This is a genomic window from Mycobacterium liflandii, assembly GCF_022354805.1.
Classification (GTDB): Bacteria; Actinomycetota; Actinomycetes; order Mycobacteriales; family Mycobacteriaceae; genus Mycobacterium; species Mycobacterium marinum.
Genome location: NZ_CP023138.1, coordinates 5536202 through 5554935, shown reverse-complemented (window position 1 = coordinate 5554935; position 18734 = coordinate 5536202). Strand labels below are relative to the sequence as shown.

At 64.6% G+C, this 18734-nt stretch carries 17 protein-coding genes, 1 tRNA gene and 3 pseudogenes; 10 read left to right on the top strand and 11 right to left on the bottom strand.

Going from position 1 to position 18734, the window contains the following annotated elements:
- The first annotated feature begins 194 nt into the window (after nt 1-194).
- The 6 genes from CKW46_RS24655 (at nt 195) to CKW46_RS24630 (ending at nt 4876) form a co-directional block, all read left to right on the top strand.
- Entirely contained in the window at nt 195-926 is a 732-nt protein-coding gene (locus CKW46_RS24655) for a lytic transglycosylase domain-containing protein (protein WP_482052521.1), read from the top strand.
- A gap of 80 nt (nt 927-1006) precedes the next feature.
- Nucleotides 1007-2293 (top strand): phosphopyruvate hydratase, encoded by a 1287-nt coding sequence (gene eno / locus CKW46_RS24650; RefSeq protein ID WP_015356965.1) that lies wholly within the window; start codon nt 1007-1009, stop codon nt 2291-2293.
- A gap of 33 nt (nt 2294-2326) precedes the next feature.
- Nucleotides 2327-3028 carry an FtsB family cell division protein gene (locus CKW46_RS24645; protein WP_482052520.1) on the top strand — a complete coding sequence of 234 codons (702 nt, stop codon included), beginning with the start codon at nt 2327-2329 and terminating at the stop codon, nt 3026-3028.
- Nucleotides 3021-3512, top strand: coding sequence for a DUF501 domain-containing protein (locus CKW46_RS24640; RefSeq protein ID WP_011742167.1), 492 nt, complete (start codon nt 3021-3023; stop codon nt 3510-3512). The genes CKW46_RS24645 and CKW46_RS24640 overlap by 8 nt, the downstream gene beginning before the upstream one ends.
- Nucleotides 3513-3531: 19 nt before the next feature.
- Entirely contained in the window at nt 3532-4479 is a 948-nt protein-coding gene (locus tag CKW46_RS24635; protein WP_482052519.1) for a Ppx/GppA phosphatase family protein, read from the top strand.
- A gap of 103 nt (nt 4480-4582) precedes the next feature.
- On the top strand, nt 4583-4876 hold the full coding sequence (locus CKW46_RS24630; protein ID WP_011742165.1) for a hypothetical protein: 294 nt from the start codon (nt 4583-4585) through the stop codon (nt 4874-4876).
- A gap of 86 nt (nt 4877-4962) precedes the next feature.
- Here the strand turns inward: CKW46_RS24630 and CKW46_RS24625 are convergent.
- From CKW46_RS24625 to CKW46_RS24595, 7 genes and pseudogenes are all read right to left on the bottom strand, one after another.
- A pseudogene (locus CKW46_RS24625) lies at nt 4963-5702 on the bottom strand (aspartate/glutamate racemase family protein).
- A gap of 37 nt (nt 5703-5739) precedes the next feature.
- Entirely contained in the window at nt 5740-7284 is a 1545-nt protein-coding gene (locus CKW46_RS24620) for a sensor histidine kinase (RefSeq protein WP_015356961.1), read from the bottom strand.
- Between the two features lie 7 nt (nt 7285-7291).
- Nucleotides 7292-8056 carry a response regulator transcription factor gene (locus CKW46_RS24615; protein ID WP_012396010.1) on the bottom strand — a complete coding sequence of 255 codons (765 nt, stop codon included), beginning with the start codon at nt 8054-8056 and terminating at the stop codon, nt 7292-7294.
- A gap of 269 nt (nt 8057-8325) precedes the next feature.
- Nucleotides 8326-8610 (bottom strand): WXG100 family type VII secretion target, encoded by a 285-nt coding sequence (locus tag CKW46_RS24610; RefSeq protein ID WP_015356960.1) that lies wholly within the window; start codon nt 8608-8610, stop codon nt 8326-8328.
- Nucleotides 8611-8648: 38 nt separating this feature from the next.
- Nucleotides 8649-8945 carry a type VII secretion system effector EsxM gene (esxM, locus tag CKW46_RS24605; RefSeq protein ID WP_139589385.1) on the bottom strand — a complete coding sequence of 99 codons (297 nt, stop codon included), beginning with the start codon at nt 8943-8945 and terminating at the stop codon, nt 8649-8651.
- Nucleotides 8946-9091: 146 nt separating this feature from the next.
- Nucleotides 9092-10264, bottom strand: coding sequence for a PPE family protein (locus tag CKW46_RS24600; protein WP_015356958.1), 1173 nt, complete (start codon nt 10262-10264; stop codon nt 9092-9094).
- 69 nt (nt 10265-10333) lie between these two features.
- Nucleotides 10334-11158, bottom strand: coding sequence for a PPE family protein, SVP subgroup (locus tag CKW46_RS24595; protein WP_015356957.1), 825 nt, complete (start codon nt 11156-11158; stop codon nt 10334-10336).
- A 359-nt stretch (nt 11159-11517) separates the two neighbouring features.
- Between CKW46_RS24595 and CKW46_RS24590 the strand changes: the two genes are divergently transcribed.
- Nucleotides 11518-11591 (top strand) — tRNA-Leu (locus tag CKW46_RS24590).
- A gap of 160 nt (nt 11592-11751) precedes the next feature.
- Nucleotides 11752-13283 (top strand): annotated as a pseudogene (locus tag CKW46_RS24585) (adenylate/guanylate cyclase domain-containing protein).
- A 138-nt stretch (nt 13284-13421) separates the two neighbouring features.
- Here CKW46_RS24585 and CKW46_RS24580 read toward each other — a convergent pair.
- The 4 genes and pseudogenes from CKW46_RS24580 to CKW46_RS24565 form a co-directional block, all read right to left on the bottom strand.
- Complete coding sequence (locus CKW46_RS24580) at nt 13422-14126, bottom strand: hypothetical protein (protein ID WP_015356955.1); 705 nt, start codon at nt 14124-14126, stop codon at nt 13422-13424.
- A gap of 165 nt (nt 14127-14291) precedes the next feature.
- On the bottom strand, nt 14292-14795 hold the full coding sequence (locus CKW46_RS24575; protein ID WP_482052518.1) for a hypothetical protein: 504 nt from the start codon (nt 14793-14795) through the stop codon (nt 14292-14294).
- A 774-nt stretch (nt 14796-15569) separates the two neighbouring features.
- A pseudogene (locus CKW46_RS24570) lies at nt 15570-15800 on the bottom strand (IS1380 family transposase); the annotation flags it as partial.
- Nucleotides 15801-16049: 249 nt separating this feature from the next.
- Nucleotides 16050-16457, bottom strand: coding sequence for a hypothetical protein (locus CKW46_RS24565; protein ID WP_252872718.1), 408 nt, complete (start codon nt 16455-16457; stop codon nt 16050-16052).
- A 355-nt stretch (nt 16458-16812) separates the two neighbouring features.
- Here CKW46_RS24565 and CKW46_RS24560 point away from each other — a divergent pair, with 355 nt between their 5' ends.
- Together CKW46_RS24560 and CKW46_RS24555 are read left to right on the top strand one after the other, a co-directional pair.
- Entirely contained in the window at nt 16813-17982 is a 1170-nt protein-coding gene (locus CKW46_RS24560) for a DUF3419 family protein (RefSeq protein ID WP_041299581.1), read from the top strand.
- A gap of 48 nt (nt 17983-18030) precedes the next feature.
- On the top strand, nt 18031-18729 hold the full coding sequence (locus CKW46_RS24555; protein ID WP_117438084.1) for an iron-containing redox enzyme family protein: 699 nt from the start codon (nt 18031-18033) through the stop codon (nt 18727-18729).
- Nucleotides 18730-18734 lie beyond the last annotated feature (5 nt).

Below are 18734 nucleotides of genomic sequence, written 5' to 3'. Positions count from 1 at the left end.
ATCGTCGGCTAACCAATTCCAGTACCAGGATGCACTCCTGGCCGTGTGCTGGATGAGAACTGCGACGGGGTAACTCTCAAACCCATGGGACGATGATTTAGGTCGTAGCGGCCGCCAAGTCGGAACGTGAGCGCGCGGACGGCGAAGTGGCCCAACGGACGCGTAGAGCGCCAGCAGTAGCCAAAGGGAGGATTGTGTCGCCAAGACGTTGGTTGCGCGCGGCCGCCGTTATTGGCGCGACCGCGATGCTCTTGGCGTCAAGTTGCACCTGGCAGCTCAGCTTGTTCATCCCCGAAGGGGTGCCGCCGCCACCGGGTGATCCGGTGCCGACGGTGGACACCTACGCCAGCGGTCGGCCCGCCGATCAGCTGCGGGAATGGGCCGAGCAACGCGCCCCGGCGCTGGAGATGCCGGTGATTGCGCTGGAGGCCTACGCCTACGCCGCTCGGGTTGCGGAGGTCGAGAACCCGAAGTGCCATATCGCGTGGACCACGCTGGCGGGCATCGGGCAGGTGGAAAGTCACAACGGCACCTATCGGGGCGCGACCATAGCGCCCAACGGGGACGTGCGGCCTCCCATTCGCGGCGTGCGCCTGGACGGAACCGGCGGCACCCTGCGCATCGTCGATAGCGAGCGTGCCAACTTCGACGGTGACGACGGCGTGGAGCGTGCGATGGGGCCGATGCAGTTCATCTCCGAAACCTGGCGGCTCTACGGGGTGGATGCCAACAATGACGGCATCGTCAGTCCGGACAACATCGACGACGCCGCGCTTTCGGCGGCCGGATATTTATGCTGGCGCGGTAAAGATCTCGCGACTGCGCGGGGATGGATCACCGCTTTGCGCGCCTACAACAACTCCGGCGTCTACGCTCGGGCGGTGCGCGACTGGGCGACCGCTTACGCGGCGGGCCACCCGCTGTAGAAAGATGGAACGCTGACCCAGGCTTTACGCTAAAGGCTGCCGGGGACCTCAACGAACGCCAGGACACAAAGGAGAACCCAGTGCCGATAATCGAGCAGGTCGGGGCCCGCGAGATCCTCGATTCCCGCGGCAACCCGACCGTCGAGGTCGAGGTGGCTCTGATCGACGGAACCTTTGCCCGGGCCGCGGTGCCGTCGGGCGCGTCGACCGGTGAGCATGAGGCCGTCGAACTGCGCGACGGTGGCGATCGCTACGGCGGCAAGGGCGTCAAGAAGGCAGTGGAAGCCGTGCTCGATGAGATCGGCCCGGCGGTCATCGGACTCAACGCCGACGACCAGCGCTTGGTCGATCAGGCCCTGGTTGATCTCGATGGCACGCCCGACAAGTCCCGGTTGGGGGGCAACTCGATCCTCGGCGTCTCGCTGGCGGTGGCCAAGGCGGCTTCGGAATCGGCCGAACTGCCGCTGTTCCGCTACATCGGCGGGCCCAACGCCCACATCCTTCCGGTGCCGATGATGAACATCCTCAACGGCGGCGCACACGCGGACACGGGCGTGGACATTCAGGAGTTCATGGTGGCCCCGATCGGTGCGCCCAGCTTCAGTGAGGCATTGCGCTGGGGCGCGGAGGTGTACCACGCGCTCAAGGCGGTGCTCAAGAAGGCCGGGCTGTCCACCGGTTTGGGCGACGAGGGTGGTTTTGCTCCCGATGTGGCCAGCACCACCGCGGCACTCGATCTGATCAGCCAGGCCATCGAGGCGGCGGGCTTCAAGCCCGGTGTGGACGTGGCTTTGGCGCTCGATGCGGCCGCCAACGAATTCCACGCCGACGGCAGCTACACCTTCGAGGGCACGCCCCGCACCGCCGCGCAGATGACGGAGTTCTACGCCGGGCTGCTCGGCTCCTATCCGCTGGTCTCCATCGAAGATCCGCTCTACGAGAACGATTGGGACGGGTGGGCCGCACTGACGGCCGAGATCGGTGACCGGGTACAGATCGTCGGCGACGACGTGTTCGTCACCAATCCCGAGCGGCTCGAAGAGGGCATCGACCGGGGCGTGGCCAATGCGCTGCTGGTCAAGGTGAATCAGATCGGGACGCTGACCGAGACGCTCGACGCGGTCGCGCTGGCACACCACAGCGGCTACCGCACGATGATCAGCCACCGCAGCGGTGAGACGGAGGACACCATCATTGCCGACCTGGTGGTGGCCGTCGGCAGCGGCCAGATCAAGACGGGCGCACCCGCCCGCAGCGAGCGTGTGGCCAAGTACAACCAGCTGCTTCGGATCGAAGAGGCTCTCGGTGACGCGGCCCGCTACGCCGGCGATCTGGCCTTCCCCCGATTCGTTGCGGACCCGAAATAGGCCGACGGCCGACGGAAACGTGGCTGAAGCTTCATGGCCGACGCGAAACGTCCCGATCCGAAGCGCCGATCCCCGGCATCGCGCCCGGGTAAAGCCGGCGAGTCGGCGCGCGGGCGTCGCACCACTTCGGTGTCCAGGCCCACACAAGCGGCCAACACCGGGCCGGCCGCCAGTCGCAACACCGCCCGAACGCTGCGTGAACATGTCGTCGAACCCATCAAGCGCTCATTCACCGAATCGGTGGAGCAGCGATCCGACCAACGTTTGGGTTTCACCGCCCGGCGTGCGGCCGTGCTGGTCGCGGTCGTCTGCGTGTTGACCCTGACCATCGCCGGGCCGGTTCGGACCTACTTCGCCCAGCGCACCGAAATGGAGCAATTGTCCGCAACCGAAGCGGCGCTGCGCCGCCAGATCGCCGATCTCGAGCAGCGCAAGGGCCAACTGGCCGACCCGGCCTACATTGCGGCGCAGGCCCGTGAGCGCCTTGGCTTTGTGATGCCGGGGGACATTCCATTTCAGGTCCAGCTGCCGCCCGGGGCGGTGGTGGCCCCGCAACCGGGCACCGATGCCGCCATGCCCACGAAGGGTGACCCTTGGTATACGTCGCTTTGGCACACCATTGCCGACGCGCCGCACCTTCCGCCCGCCGCCGCTGAACCTCCCGCCCCGGAGCCCGAACCTGAGCCCGGACTGCCCGCACCCGTACGGCCCGAGCCGACGGCCCCCGTTGGTTGATCCCGCGGACCTGGAGGCGGTGGCGCGTCAGCTCGGCCGCGAGCCGCGTGGGGTGCTGGAGATCGCCTACCGATGCCCCAACGGCGAACCCGGCGTGGTCAAGACCGCGCCCAGACTGCCCGACGGCACACCGTTTCCCACGCTCTACTACCTGACGCATCCGGAGCTCACGGCGGCCGCCAGCAGGCTCGAGACCACCGGTCTGATGCGCGAGATGACCGAGCGGCTGGGCGACGATCCCGAACTGGCCGCGGCGTATCGGCGGGCGCACGAGTCCTATCTGGCCGAGCGTGACGCGATCGATCCACTGGGAACCAAGGTTTCGGCTGGCGGCATGCCCGATCGGGTCAAGTGCCTGCATGTGTTGATCGCGCATTCGTTGGCCAAGGGGCCCGGGGTTAACCCGTTTGGCGATGAGGCGGTGGCGTTGCTGGCCGCCGAGCCGGGCGCGGCGGCGAACCTGGTGGCGGGACAGTGGCTTTGAAGGGGACGATGGGGACGTGATGAGCCGGGTCGCCGCGATCGACTGCGGTACCAATTCGATTCGGTTGCTCATCGCGGACGCCGGCGGTGGGCAGCTCAATGACGTGCACCGAGAAACGCGGATAGTCAGGTTGGGCCAGGGTGTCGACGCGACCGGTCAGTTTGCGCCGGAAGCGATTGCCCGGACCCGGGCCGCGTTGACTGATTACGCGGCCCTGCTGAAGGTGCACGGCGTCGAACGGGTACGGATGGTCGCCACGTCGGCCACCCGTGACGCCGCCAACCGGGACAGCTTCTTTGCCATGACCGCCGAGGTGCTCGGTGCGGTGCTGCCCGGCGCGATCGCCGAGGTGATCACCGGGGCCGAAGAGGCGGAGCTGTCGTTTTCCGGCGCGGTCGGCGAACTGGACAGCGCCGGAGCGTCTTTCGTGGTCGTCGATCTCGGCGGCGGATCCACCGAGATCGTGCTCGGCAAGGCGGGCAACGAAGTCACCGCGAGTTACTCGGCCAACATCGGCTGTGTTCGGCTGACCGAACGCTGCCTGCACTCCGATCCGCCGACGCCCGATGAGGTGGCCGCCGCCCGCCTGGTGGTGCGCGAAGAGCTGGAACCCGCGTTGCGTGCGGTCCCCGTCGAGGAGGCCCGGACTTGGGTCGGCCTGGCCGGAACGATGACCACGTTGTCCGCCCTGGCCCACAACATGACTACCTATGATGCTGCGGCCATTCATGTTTCGCGAGTCGCCGGCGCTGATCTGCACGCGGTGTGTGACCGGCTGATAGCGATGACGCGCGAGCAGCGTGCCGCACTCCCACCGATGCATGAGGGCCGGGTCGACGTGATCGGCGGCGGCGCGATCGTGGTCGAAGAACTGGCTCGCGAGTTGCGCAGCCGCGCCGGCATCGACGAGCTGACCGTCAGCGAGCACGACATCCTGGACGGCATCGCCCTGGTGCTCTGCGACTAGGTCACATCTGCCACACCGGTCCCGGCGGGCGAGTGGCACTCTTTTTGCCCGCCTCGCAGCGACAAGCTCGGTTGATGTCATACCCGCGTGCGACCGTTCCGCAATGAGCTACCTACTTGCCGGCATCGAGCTTCGATACGTGCTGACTATGCAGTTGTCCCAACACGGGCCAGCGACCATCGCCGAAATGATCGACGCGCTGGACTGGCACCACTTTTCGGTCCGCGGCAGGGCATCCAAGGCGCTGTCAGATGCGTTGCGCTGGGAAATCGGACGCGGCAGGGTGCGCCGACTCGGACGCGGTCGCTATGGCCCGGCCGAAATTCCGCGGGGGACCGAACACCGGATCCACCGGCGGGTGCTGGCTTTGCGCGCGGCAGCCAGGCTGTCGCTGTGAGGCGGGCAAAAATTGTGTTGCCTCAAGCGGTGACTCCTGTGGCAGAAGTGGCGTACGCCTGCAGGCGGTAGCCACGTCGGCTCCGGTTATTTCTTTGGCGGGCTTGCGTATTCACCGTGCTTGGCCGTACGCAAACCCAATGTCACGAGTGACTGCACCAGCACCGTGGCGGCGCTGACCCCGTCCACCACGGGAACGCCGATCTCCTCGGAGATCGAATGGCATATGTCGGCCATTCCCGCGCAGCCCAGCACGATGCTGTCGGAGCGATCCACCTTGATGGCGGTGCGACACGCGTCGGTGACGATCGCGCGCGCCCGTGAGTCCGTCTCGAGGTCGAGCACCGGGATTTCGCAGGCGTGGACGCCCAGGCAGAACCGGTCCATGCCGTAGCGTTCGGCGAGCTCCGCGGCGCGTCCCGTGGTGCGAGCCAGGGTGGTGACCACCGAGAATCCCCGGCCGAGATGGCTGGCGGTATGCATAGCCGCTTCGGCGATCCCAATCACAGGCCCCGAGCCAGCTCCCGAGCGGCGTCGAGGCCGGGGTCGCCGAAGCAGGCGATCACGTAGCCGTCAGCTCCCGAATGCTCACCTTGCTCGATGGCCTGCAGTAGGCCGGGGACGCTCATGGCCTCGTCGTAGTGACTTTCAATCGACGGCGGACCAATCGGGGAGGTCACCGCCGTGATTTCGGTGCCGGGGCCGGCCACCGCCCGCGCGCAGCGGCCGATCGCGGTGGTCATTGATTCGGTGGTGTTCGGGTTGATCACCCAGATACGGAGCACAGCCAATCTTGCACCAAGGCACCGGATAGGGGTGATGCGCATCCCGGACCTATCGGGGCGAGCCGCCCTAGCTGTGCGTTCAGTAGTCGCTCGGCTGCCTCGGCCGGCCGGGGGCGGATGCATTGAGCGGCGCGTCGATCAGCGGCAGCCTGATCCGGAATACGGTTTGGCCAGCGGCGGATTCGGCGGTCACCGAGCCGTCATGAGCTTTCACGATCGAATTGACGATGGCCAGGCCCAATCCGTGGCCCGGCGCGCTGGATCGCGACTTGCTGGAACGGACAAATCGCTCGAACAAATGAGGCAAGACCTCGGGGTCGATGTCGGGGCCGTCGTTGCTGACCGTCAGCTCGGTGTAGGGACCGTTGGGGTCATCGGGGTAGTTGGTGATCCCGGTCTTCACCGTGACGCCGGGCGGCGTGTGCACCCAGGCATTGGTGAGCAGGTTGCTGACCAGCTGGTGCAGACGGGCGTGGTCACCGTTGACCCACACCGGTTCGTCGGGCAGGTCCTTGATCCAACGGTGGGTGGGCGCTGCCACGGCGGCGTCGTTCACGGCGTTCATCACCAGGTCGGTCAAGTCGAGGTGTTCGGTCTCCAGGTCCTCGCCTTCACCCAGGCGTGACAGCAGCAACAATTCGTCAACCAGGGAGGCCATCCGCCGCGCTTCTGACTCGATGCGGGCGAGCGCGTATTCGGTAGTCGGCGGTAGGTCCGAGCTGTCCTGGCGGGTGAGTTCGGCATACCCCTGAATGGCCGCAAGCGGGGTGCGCAGCTCATGGCTGGCGTCGGTGATGAATTGCCGCATCCGCAGATCGGAAGCCACCCGATGTTGCAGCGCGCTGTCGACGTTGTCCAGCAACCGGTTCAGCGTGTGCCCCACGATGCCGACTTCGTTGTCGGGGTCGGTGTCCTCGGGGCGAACCCGCACGCTGATCTGGTGGTCGTCGCCGGCGAGTGGCATCGCGGCGACGGTCGCGGCGGTTGCGGCGACCCGCCGCAGCGGGCGCAGGGTAATACCGACCACCCACACGGTCAGGGCCGCCGTGATCACCAGTGCGGTCGCGACAAGCACGCTGGTCGTGATTTGTTTTCGGGTGATGATGCGGTCCGCGATGCTCAGCGAAACCCCGACGATCAGGCGGTCGGATCCGGCGGCGCGGCTGTCGACTTGATAGGAACCCAGGCTGCCCAGCGTTTCGACACGTGACGGTTCGTCGGTCCAGTGTTGGGTCTCGATGGCGTGGATGACATCCGGTGGTGCCGGGCGGGGCGCGTCTTCGGAAAAGACCGCCGAACCGATGACGACACCATCGCGCATCACCGCGATGAGGTTCCCGGGCGTCTGGCCGGTGAACTCGAGCAGGGCTTGGGACACCGGGGGAGTGCCGGTGTGGATCGAGGTGTGTTCGCCGTTGCGGTAGCGGGCATAGGCGTGGCTGAACGCATGCATGGACTCGACGACTTCGGCGTCGTTCATCGCGGTCACGTAGCCGCGCAGGCTGAGCACCGAGACCCCGCCCACCGCGACCAGCACGATCGTCACCACGGCCAGCACGCCAAGCAGCAGCTGCCAGCGCAACGAACGAGGAAGCCGGCGAGGGGTGTTCCGGTGGCCCGTCATTTCGGGCTCATTCCGCTGGTCGTAGCATGTATCCAATCCCGCGGACCGTGTGAATCATCGGCTCTCGGTCCGCGTCGATTTTCTTTCTCAAGTACGAGATGTAGAGGTCGACGATGCTGGTGCGCCCGGCGAAGTCGTAGTTCCAGACCCGGTCGAGGATCTCGGTGCGGCTCAGCGCGCGGCGCGGGTTGCGCATCAGGAATCGAAGTAGCTCGAACTCGGTCGAGGAAAGCGAGATCGGGGTGCCGCCGCGAGTGACTTCCCGGCTGGCTGCGTCGAGCTTGAGGTCACCAACCTTCAGGGACTCGTCGGCGGGCGGCGCCAGATGACTGGAGCGGCGCAACAGTCCGCGCAGCCGCGCCACCAGCTCTTCGAGGCTGAACGGCTTGGTCATGTAGTCGTCGGCGCCGGCCGTCAGTCCGGTGACACGGTCCATCACCGAATCGCGTGCCGTGAGGAACAGCGTGGGTGTGTATGCGTCGGAGTCGCGCACCCGCTGCAGGATCTGCAGGCCGTCGACGTCGGGCAGCATGATGTCGAGGACCAACACGTCAGGACTGATCTTGTCGAACTTGGATATGGCCTCGCGCCCGTTGTGGGCGATCTCGACGTCCCAGCCTTCGTAGTGCAGGGCCATTTTGACCAGATTGGTCAGCGCAGGTTCGTCGTCGACAAGGAGCACCCGAATGGGTGATCCGTCGGCACGGTGAATTCGGGGCAGCTGCCCCAAAATCGCCTGCCGTGGACGTTGAGTGCGCGTGGATCCGGTCATTGCTTTCAATGGTCCTACACACCTCCCGGCGCATATGCAGTCGTCAGGGACCTCATATCAACCTCAAATGTAACCGTGAAGTGCGGCCCCGGCTATGACCGCTTGTTGCTGGGGGCTGTGGGCTGACCGCGCACGATTGAGTTGTTTTGGTCCGCAAGCGATTAGGGGGCAGAGGTCGCTGCCCCGCTATTGGTGCACAGCACGGACCGGCGCAAAGCGCAGTGGCCGCGCACCTTGCGGTGCGCGGCCACTGTTGTCCTGCTCTTGTATCAGGCCCAGCTGGAGCCGACGGCGCTGTCGGTCTGCGCCATGTTGTTGCCGGCGGCCTGAACCTTCTGGCCGTGCGAGTTGGCCTGCTCGTAGATCACCTGGAAGTTGCGACCCAACTGGGCGATGAACTCCTGGCAAGCCACCGAACCGGCGCCGCCCCAGAAGTCACCGGCAGCCAGCACATCGCGAACGATGGCCTGGTGCTCGGCCTCCAAGGAGGCGGCCTGGGCGCGGATGAGCGCGCCGTGGGCGTCGACATCGCCGAACTGGTAATTGATGGTCATTGGTTTTGTCCTCCTGAGTCGAAAGTGTCGGGCCGGTGCTAGCTGCTGAGGATCTGCTGGGAGGCCTGCTCTTGCTGCTCGTAGTTGTTCGCGTCGCGAACGAGCCCGTCGCGCACCCCGTGCAGCATGTTGACGATGTTGCGGAAGGCGGTGTTCATCTGGCCCATGGTGTCCAGTGAGGTTGCCGAGGCCATACCGCTCCAGCCCGCGCCGGCGATGTTCTGCGAGGACGCCCACATCCGGCGGGCCTCGTCCTCGACGGTCTGGGCGTGCATTTCGAAACGGCCCGCCATGTCCCGCATCGCGTGCGGGTCGGTCATAAAGCGTGTGGCCATGATTCCTGTCTCCTTATGTTGAAGTCCGCATTTGTATGATTTCTAGCACCTGGACTGCTTCGGTGGTAGCCGAATCGCGGATAGATTACGACCCGCCGGTTAATTGCTGTCCTCAAACGAGTGACATGTTCCCCCTTTTTCCGGCGTCACACGACGACCTGTTTGGGCATGACGATCGGCTTGAAGCCGTAACGCGGTCCCGCATACGCACCGGCGCCCTTGGCGGCTGCGGCCATGCCCGGCACCCCGGCCACTCCGGAAACCGGGGCAGCTTCCTCGGGAACCGTCCAGCCGCTTCCGCCCAGCGCACCGGTGGTCGCAGCTGTCTCCGGAAGGGCACTCGACCAGCTGGTGGGTACGGCCAGCTTGCCGACCAGGGTCGCCTCGCCCAAAGCCGCGCCAACGCCGGTGGGCGTCACCGTGTTCGCCAGCCCTGCGGTGGCGGCAGCCGCACCTTCGGCAGCCTCGATGGCGCCTTCGGCAGCAATTACCGGTGCACCGGTATCGAGAGCGTTTGCCAGGAAAATCGCGGTGGGAATAGTGGCCGTGGTGTACCAAGCCGCGGTGTTAACCGCACCGTTGATGACGTTGGCGACAAACGGAATGCCGAGGAAGTCCTCGATGTCCTGAATGATTCCGCCCAGTCCCGTCGCGTCGATAGCCGACGTTATCGGCGAGGCGAGTCCCATGATGGTGTTGGGCAGGTTGCTCAGCAGGCTGGTGATGCCGTCGGTTGCCGCGGCGGATGCGGCGGCCTGACTAACCGCCGCCGACTGTGCGGCGAGCCCGCCCGGGTTGCTGGTCTGCTGCGGTGTACTCAGCGGCTGCAGGGATCCCGAGGTCGAGGAAGCGGCCGCGTAGCCGTACATCGCCCCGGCGTCCTGCGCCCACATCTCGGCGTAGAGCGCCTCGGTTGCCATGATCGCCGGGGTGTTGATGCCCAGGAAGTTCGTCGCAACCAGTGCCGCCAGCAGCGATCGGTTGGCGGCGACCACCGGCGGCGGCACCGTCATCGCGAACGCTGCCTCGTAGGCGGCCGCCGATGCCGCGGCTTGCGCCCCGGCGTGCATCGCCGCTTCCGAGGTGTAGGTCAACCACGCCAGATACGGCTGAGCGGCGGCGATCATCGCCATCGACGCCGGGCCCATCCAAGACTCGGTGGTCAATCGGGTGATCACCGATTCGTAGGAGGCGGCCGTTGTGCCCAACTCGACGGCTAGGCCATTCCATGCGGCGGAGGCGGCCATCATGGGGCCTGCCCCGGCACCGGCGTACATGCGTGCGGAGTTGATTTCAGGAGGTAAGGCGCCAAAATCCATTGCTGTATCCCTCTTTTAGTGAAAGTTGTGGTGTTTTATCGATGTGGGAGACGTGTTGCCCAATGGCGCCTAGACCGCGGCCGGCTTTGGCATGACGATTGGCTTGACGCCGTAGCGTGGCGCACCAAATCCGGCGCTGTTGCGTGCGGCCGAACCCAACCCGGCCGGCACGCCCATGAACGTTCCCGGGGCGGCCGTCGGCGCGGCGGCTGTCCAGCCGGCGCCGGCCAGCGGGGTCGTGCTCGATACCAAGGTGGCCGATCCGGCCCAGGTCGGGGGCACCGAGAGCATGCCGACCGCGGATGCCCCGCCAATGCCAGCGGCGATGGGCGCACCCAGGGCGGCCTCGGCTCCTCCGAGCTCACTGAGCGCACCCAGCCCGGCTTCTGCTCCCAGGCTGACGTCGGCTTCGGCGGCTTCCTCGGCGGGAAGCAGACCGCCACCCGCCAGACCCATCAGAGTGGATGAGGCCGAGGCCCAGTTCCCAACGCCGATGTTGGTGAGGTTGCCGATGTTGCTCGACCAGGAGTCGGGAATTATCGAGCCGGTGTTTTGGATGAAGCCGCTGATTCCCGAGGTAATGCCGTCCAGAGGTGAAGCGGCCGCTGCGGAGTTGAGGTTTTCGGTTGCGCCGTATGTCCCGGCGCTGGCCCCCAGGGTGTTCACGAACATGTCGTGCATGGCCTGTGCATCCGCGCTGACCTGCTGGTAGTAGGTGCCATACGCGGTGAAGAGTGCGGCCTGCAGTGCCGATACTTCATCGAGGGCGGCCGGAGCGATTACGGTGGTCGGAGCTGCCGCGGCGGCATTTTGCGCCGACATAGAGCTACCGATGGTCCCCAGCTGCGCGGCCGCGGCCGTCAACTCTTCAGGCACTGTTTTAAGGAATGACATCCAATGCTCCTTGCTTATGAGCTCCCCGCCCCTGGCCACCCGAGCTGAATCTGTGGGTAGGCATAAGGGCCCCTGTGTGTTGGCGTAACGCTAGCCACCCACGTGTCCACATTCGCGATTGAATGACGTAGGGTGAAAGCTTGTTTACGGCTTTTTAACGAAGGCGCCGACAGTTTTTACAAGCTCTTGTCGGCCGACATAGTCGTGTCATCTGGCCTCAGACGGGCGACACAGTAGTCTGGCGCGCGGCGCGCGGATGTTACGCGCATCACGGCTGGGACGCACGTCGGTGTTGGGGGCGATTTCCACAGGGGAGGGGCGTCTCGAGCCCGGCGGGTACGCGATAGATTCGCCGGCGGGCCCCCATAGCCCAATTGGCAGAGGCAGCGGACTTAAAATCCGTCAAGTGTCGGTTCGAGTCCGACTGGGGGCACAGGCCCGTATGGCCAGTGGCGGCCATTTTTGCGATTGACACTGCGTTGATCAGGATTGCGGCTCGCCTAGGCGCAACGCTGCCTGCCCTTACCCGCTAGCGATGGCTCCGATCGGGCAAATATCCGCAGGTCGGTGGGCGTTGCGTCTACTGTCCCGCTATGGAACGCGTTTGGCAGTGGGCCTGGGATCGGTGCGGGGCAAGATATTCGTGGGCGATTTGTGTAGTCACGTTCGCCGTGGTGCTGCCGGTTTATCTTTTGCTGTCTTTTTGGGTCGTCGCCTTCGAGAACTCGGGTCACTACATTGAGGCGGCGGTGGTCACCGTTGCCGTCGTATCGCTCGGATTGTGGGTGATCTTTCTTCCCAGCGTCGTGCGGCGCCGCCTCCCAGAGAAGTGGGCCGCCGATCATGACGTCGATCGGCTCAGCGCATTGGAAGCGACCTATGTGTACGGCCGGGGTGCGGTGGTCCGGGGGCTGGGCAGCAATGTTGTCTTGGGAGCATTCAACCTGGTCGCTGTCGGCGCCGTCGCCGGAGCAAGTGGGTCGCGGCTGGTTCAGTACGGGATCGTGGGCGCCGCCACCGGGATTGGAATCCAGCTGATCGCTATTCACAGTTTCGTAGAGGCGGCGCTGCGCCCCGTCCGGGTGGCGATCATCGGCGATACGGCGATCGGCGACTCGCTGCCTCGTTCTCGCCCCACTTTCGCGGCGTGGTCGAACCTGTCCGTGTTTGGAGTCGCGTTCAATTTCGCCATTGTGGGCGCCATGTTGGCGGGTCTGATCAGCCAGGCGCATACGGTGCCGCTCGTTTCTCTGGTGATCGGTGCCGGTATGGCGGTTGTCTTTGGAGTGCCGGTCATCGTTGCTCCGTCGTTCTCGCCGTCGATGCAGCCGATTAGGGATCTTGCCGCCGGGACCGAACGTGTCGCGGCCGGTGACTACAGCCGGCGCCTCCCGGTGGTTCAAGACGATGACCTCGGCGCGCTGGCCGCGTCGTTCAACCACATGCAGGCCGGTTTGGTTGAGCGGCAACGACTTCAGGCAGCATTCGGGACGTATGTCGATCCCGGTCTGGCGGCGCGGCTACTGGAGCAAGGCGACGATGTCTTCACCGGTGAGCGTCGCCAGGTCACCGTGATGTTCGTCGATGTGCGTGACTTCACCCCGTTCGCCGAAGCCCACACCGCCGAGGACACCGTCTCGCGCCTCAACGAGTTGTTCGAGATCGTGGTGCCCACCGTCGTGGACGCTGGGGGCACGTCAACAAGTTCCTCGGTGACGGGGCGCTGGCCGTCTTTGGCGCCCCCAACGACCTTGCGGACCACGCCGATGCCGCTGTCGCCGCCGCTGTTCTGATTCACCGCCGTGTCGTTGAGCGATTCGGCGAGGAGTTTCGCATCGGCATCGGAATCAATACCGGGGTTGTGATCGCCGGAACCATCGGCGGCGGCGGCAAACTCGAGTTCACCCTCATCGGTGACACCGTCAACGTCGCAGCTCGGGTCGAGCAACTGACCAAGGCCACCGGTGACGCGATCCTTCTCACCCAGCAGTGCGTCGATGCGCAGGGGTCACGCCCCGCTGGACTCATCGACCGTGGACTGCATGTGCTGAAAGGAAAATCGGCCGCCATCCAGGTGTTCGGCCTTCACCAAGAGAGCGACATGCGGGCTGACCTCACCCACTAAGCAGCGGGCATATCAGGGTCTGTCGCCTCACCATCGAGGTCCGCCAATTCCGTTACTGCAGAACGTATTATCGGCCACCTCGATACGGAAAGCGGATGTGTGCACAAGTCTCCGTAACTCGCACAATCGCACCAACGCTTACGCGCAGGAGCGGTTTGATGTTGCCGCCGGGGCCGACTGACTGCCGATGCCGCGGGGGGTGAGTAGTTCGTCCAGCCCGTACTGGCTCACCAGATCGATGTGCTCCGGCGCGGCTTCGGGCGATGAGCGCCGCTCGGACCGGGGGGCCTGTCCGAGGTAGAGCTCCGTGGCGGCCTTGGCCTGAAACATTCCGATGACGGCCTCGTTGTGTCGGTCCGTGCCGAACTGTGTCAACGCGGTGGTGAGCTTGGCGTCGACGTAATCCAGCGTGTACTCGATCTGGTGCAGCGCTCTCGTCTCCTCGCGGGCATTTTCGCGCTGCGCCTGGGACTTGCGACGATCGGCCAGGAACCGCATGGTGGTGGCGCCGATCGCGGCCGACAGCATCGGGATGAACACCACTATGGACGCCACGCCGAGCGAGCCCTTGAAGGTCAGCGCGGCGACGATGCTCGATGCCAACAACACCGAGAGCAGCGCGAGCAGCAGCGTGGTGGGAGATGCTGCGGCCACCCGATCTCCGGCTCGGCGCACGACTGGGCTGAGCTTGGCCGACACCGTCGCCGCCTGCTGGGCCAGGGTGTGGCCCCACTGTTGTTTCGGGCGCGATGTCGCCGGTGTTGCCGCTGGCGCATCGGCCGCGGGCACCGACTCGGGGCGCGCTTCGTCAGCGGGTGGCGGGGTCTCGGAGGGTTGGGCCATGGGGCCATTGTGGCCTGAGTGGTCTGTGATTCGGGGGAAGTGATCCGGCCCGTCCAGATCTTCTTCCAGCCCCGTCCTGTTGAGCGAACACCACCAGCGCGAAGCTACGGCAGGCTGTCGCAGTGTGAACGCGACGCCAAGTCGGGCAGGGGTGGGTTCGCGCTTTCAGTGTCCGGCCAGAACGTTCTTCACCACCGCGATGGCGGTCGCGAGAATGAGCACCACCAGTCCGTAGACGGTTGCCCGGAGGCGGCCCGCGCCGCCGCGGCGCGCTACCGCGTAGCCGCTGACCGCGATGAACCCGGACAGGCCGAACTCGGCGGCGTGGTACTCCAGATGAGCTGGCAACACGAGGATGGTGACCGACGCCAGGGCGGCGACCACGGCGGCGCCGACCAATTGTGCGCCGGCCGCCTCGATGTCGCGAGCCTGGACTTTGCCGGCCCCGATGAGGCGCGCCGAGATTTTGAAGGCGAAGAAGTGGGCGGCAGCCAGCCCGATGGTGATGCCCCAGATGAGACTGATCAGGTGGTGGCGGGCGGCCTCGGGCAGCGCCAACAGCGCGGCAAGCAGGCAGACGGCCACATACAGGGCCATCGTGTAGCTCTCCTTGCGCAGTTCGGCGGCGTCCTCGCCGCTTTTCGCCCTCGCGGAAGCACCTTCGGCCATGTTGCTCATCGTGACACAACGGCCGACGGTGGTCTGCGCCGAAACAGCCCGGCCCGATGCCGGTCGATCCGCGGGGGCGATACCCGAGGCGGGTAGCGCCAAGCACCCTCTTTCGACGATGACGACACCGCGCATTCCTTTTACCGAATCGAATGGTGCGGGACAGGAGCGGTGAAATCGCGAACGGCCTAGCGGGAATATCGGAGATTCCTACCGAACGTGCCACTTGAGGAGTACATCTTTTTACTACGCGATGTCTACTTGACGCGCGATTTGGTGCCGTGCTTGGAGTGGCTGGCGGTGTGCGAAGTGTTGTCTAACGCGGGCGTGGTTCAGTTTCGGGTGCTGGCAATTACGTGTGTAATGGGGCTTCTCTTCGCGCCAGCAGTAAACGCCGAACCGGGCGTTGCGCCGATCCCGCGACAACCAAGCTCATCGTGTGACCCGAACTACTCCGGTGCCTGCGTCCCGATCGCCAGTGATGTCGACTGCGCTGGCGGTAGCGGAAATGGTCCGGCCTATGTGGAGGGCCCGGTAATTGTCATCGGACGCGACATCTACGGCCTTGATCGAGACGGCAATGGAATTGGGTGCGAATAAAGCCCGTGAACTGGCGGGCCAAGAGTCTGCGTCAGGCAGTTTGGGGAATACGTACTAGCCTCGATTCTTCGTGCCGGCGGGGTTCGGTGGTGTTGGATCATGAAAATCGCTCAGTGATAGCGATTTTGGGTTTGGGGTGTGTTTGACTGCCCCGTGGCGCCCGGGTTGGGCGGGCTTTCCCGGGGCCGGTGGGCAGTCCGCTCCGTCGGCTACCGCCGCGGCCAGATCGGTGAACACCGCACCCGGGGCATACACTCACGACCCCTTGTAGGTGTCGGCCAATGCCGCGGTGACCTGCTCAGACAACCCGGTCTGATCGGCGAGCTCGCGCAACAGCCCCATCCCGGAATGCGACACCACACCATGGCCGTCCGCCGATACTTTCGCCCGCGAGGCGCCTTCCAGTCGAGATGGTTGAACCGTAGAGAAGTCCAATCATTCTTTACAGGACAGGCACTTTCGCGCTTCAACACCCAGATGCATCGGCATCCCGCGAAGAATCGAGGCTAGTGCCTGAAGAGCCGTATTGGCCATGCCCGATCTCATTTCGGCCCCCGGCTGGGCCCCATTGAAGCATTGGCAACATCGGCAATGAAACCGAAATTGGGGCTAGTTGCTGACACTCCTAATACGTTGGTATGACGAAACATTCGGTTAGGTCGATACTTCGACACAGTTCTTCGAAGCGGGGTCATCCCCACGCGGGCGGCTAGTACCGTTGCGCCTGGCCTCGACGAACAATATGCGGCTGTAGGCGAAGTTGCTTGCGATGCCAATGATAAGACTCGGTGCGATTGTCACCAGGATATTCGATGTGCCCGCTATCAGGTGGCCGATGACCAGCCAGGATGCCGTGAGCATGGAATTCACCACCGCGGCCATCCAAAAGCCCCGTCGGGGGTTTGCTGGCCAGCGGACTAATCGTCCGAGCGTCAGTGCCAGCACGAGAGTCGCAGACAGGCTGAGTGCCGCTTGGGTCAAGCCGGCGTGCAGGGCGACGATCACGCCGGAGCGATAGTGCGTGACGGCAGCCGAACATCCGTAGCTCATGGCCGCCCACATTGCGAGCAATGCTGGCCGTGCATTGGTCCGTAGCCACCGAAAGTCGGCGCTGTTGCGTATTGGTCTCATCGGAAGCATCCGCGTTAACTTATGGCAATGAGAAATCTAAGTGAATCCGATGGCTAGGGGACATCTCTTGTCCCCTAATCGGGGGACAAGAGATCTTCGTGACGGGACAGCGGACGTACGGATAGCACCCCTACAACGACGCAGCATGCAATCATAGATATGGGTTATTGATCGTTAAAATTTCTTTATGATTCTAAATTTGCACAGCTCAAACCCCTTGTAGTAGACGATATGTTCGAACTCCCCCCTCGGAGTCGAGGTGGTTTGGAGCCGACATGGGTGTTACGTGCTAGCAAGAATTGAGATTGAGGAATCAATTATTTCTGAGATTGAGGAATTCATCATTTCTGAGGTGGCGGCGCCGCGGCTGGAATTGTTGGCGCAGGCGCACCATTTGTCGGTGGGATTTGCTCAGGTCCGTGAGGACGCGTTGCAGGACGTGTGGCTTGCGTCGCGGCAATACCGGACGCGGGGTAGGCCGTTGCGCGTCGCGTTGACGGCCTCCGGTGGGTGTACCGCCGCTGCCTTGGCGGCGACTGCGGGTGTGGGTTTGCTGCATCTGATCGACGCCAATCCGGCGCAACTGGCGTTGACGCGGCTCAAGTTGCACCTGCTGGAGACGGTCGGTAGCCCAGAGCGGATGTGTTTGCTGGGACACGAGTGGATGCCTGCGTCGGAACGTCACGCCGCATTGGAGCCGGTCTTTGCGGCATTGAACATCGCACCGGACGCAGTGGGCCCGGTACCGGAGGTTGCTACCTGGGGCCCGGATTTCTGCGGTCGCTACGAGTGGCTGTTCGCCGCGTTGCGTCATGAGCTTGCGGACTGGCAATACGAATTGAATGGTGTCCTAGGGCTGCGGAATCCGGCAGAGCAGTCGCGAAGGGTTGCTCGTGGCACGGCTCTCGGTGCGGCGTTGGATCGCGCCTTCGATGCGGCCTTCGACCTGGACATCCTGGTGAATTTGTTCGGTGAGGGGGCGACGGCCAACCGTGTCGAACCGTTCGCCCGGCACTTCGCCCGCCGGACCCGACACGTGCTCGCGACCCAACCCGCGGCCGACAATCCCTACCTGTGGCAACTATTGGCCGGGCGATACCCCGGCGTCACGGTGCCTTGGCTTGCCCACAAGGCGCCAGTAGTCGACTTACCGGAGATCACATTCACGCAAAACACAATGGACGCGGCCCTCGGAGTCCTGCCGCGCGGCGGGTTCGACATCGTTCACCTGTCGAACATCCTTGATTGGCTCACTCCCGAGGAGGCTCTTATCACGCTGGCGCGTGCTTACCACGCCCTGCGGCCGGGCGGCATTGTCGTTGTGCGCCAGCTGAACTCAACGTTGGATGTGCGCGGCTGCGGCCCGGATTTCCGATGGGATCCGGCTGCGGACGAACTACATAGCCGGGACCGCAGCTTCTTCTATCGAGCCTTGCACGTCGGTGTCAAGCCCTGATCGCTACCGAATCAACTTCCCTTCATCCACCACCCCGATTGGAGCACGATGTCTACTATCGTATGCCTCACCAAGGCCGCGCGTGTCACGAAAAGGGCCGAGCAGATTCTTGACGGCATCGGGATCATGGCTAACCCGTACCTCACCACACTGACCGACGGCAGCATGCCGCTGGAGCGCTTCCGCGCCAGCCAGGAGCAGTTCGGCTTCGCCGTCACCTACTTCGCCCGGCCGATGGCCTCACTGATTTCCCGGATGGATCTACCCGGCCGGCGGCTCGGCATCTTGAGCAACATCGTCGAGGAGCATGGCGACTTCAAACCTCATTTCTTCCACCACGCGACCTTCCGGCAGTTCCTAGCCAGCATCGGCAGCGATGCCGAGCGACTGGACGCCCTGGCGCCAGCCCCCCAGGTGGATGCCTTCAACAGCGTTCTGACCTCCGTCTGCACGATGGAGGACATGGCGGTGGGGATCAGTTGTCTGGGCATCATCGAGCATGCTTTCGCCGGCATCTCGGCAACGATCGGTTCCGCGGTGGTGGAGCGGGGTTGGGTCGCCCAAGACGATCTGGTGCACTACGCGTTGCATGCCGAGATCGACGAGCAACACGCTGAGGACTTCTTCGTCCTCGTCGAGGACACCTGCGACGACTCGCGCACCAGCTGTGCGGTAGACCGCGGCCTGCGACTCGGCGGATACGTGTTTAACCGCCTGTACACCGACCTGTATCAGCTCGGCGGCTGAGCCAG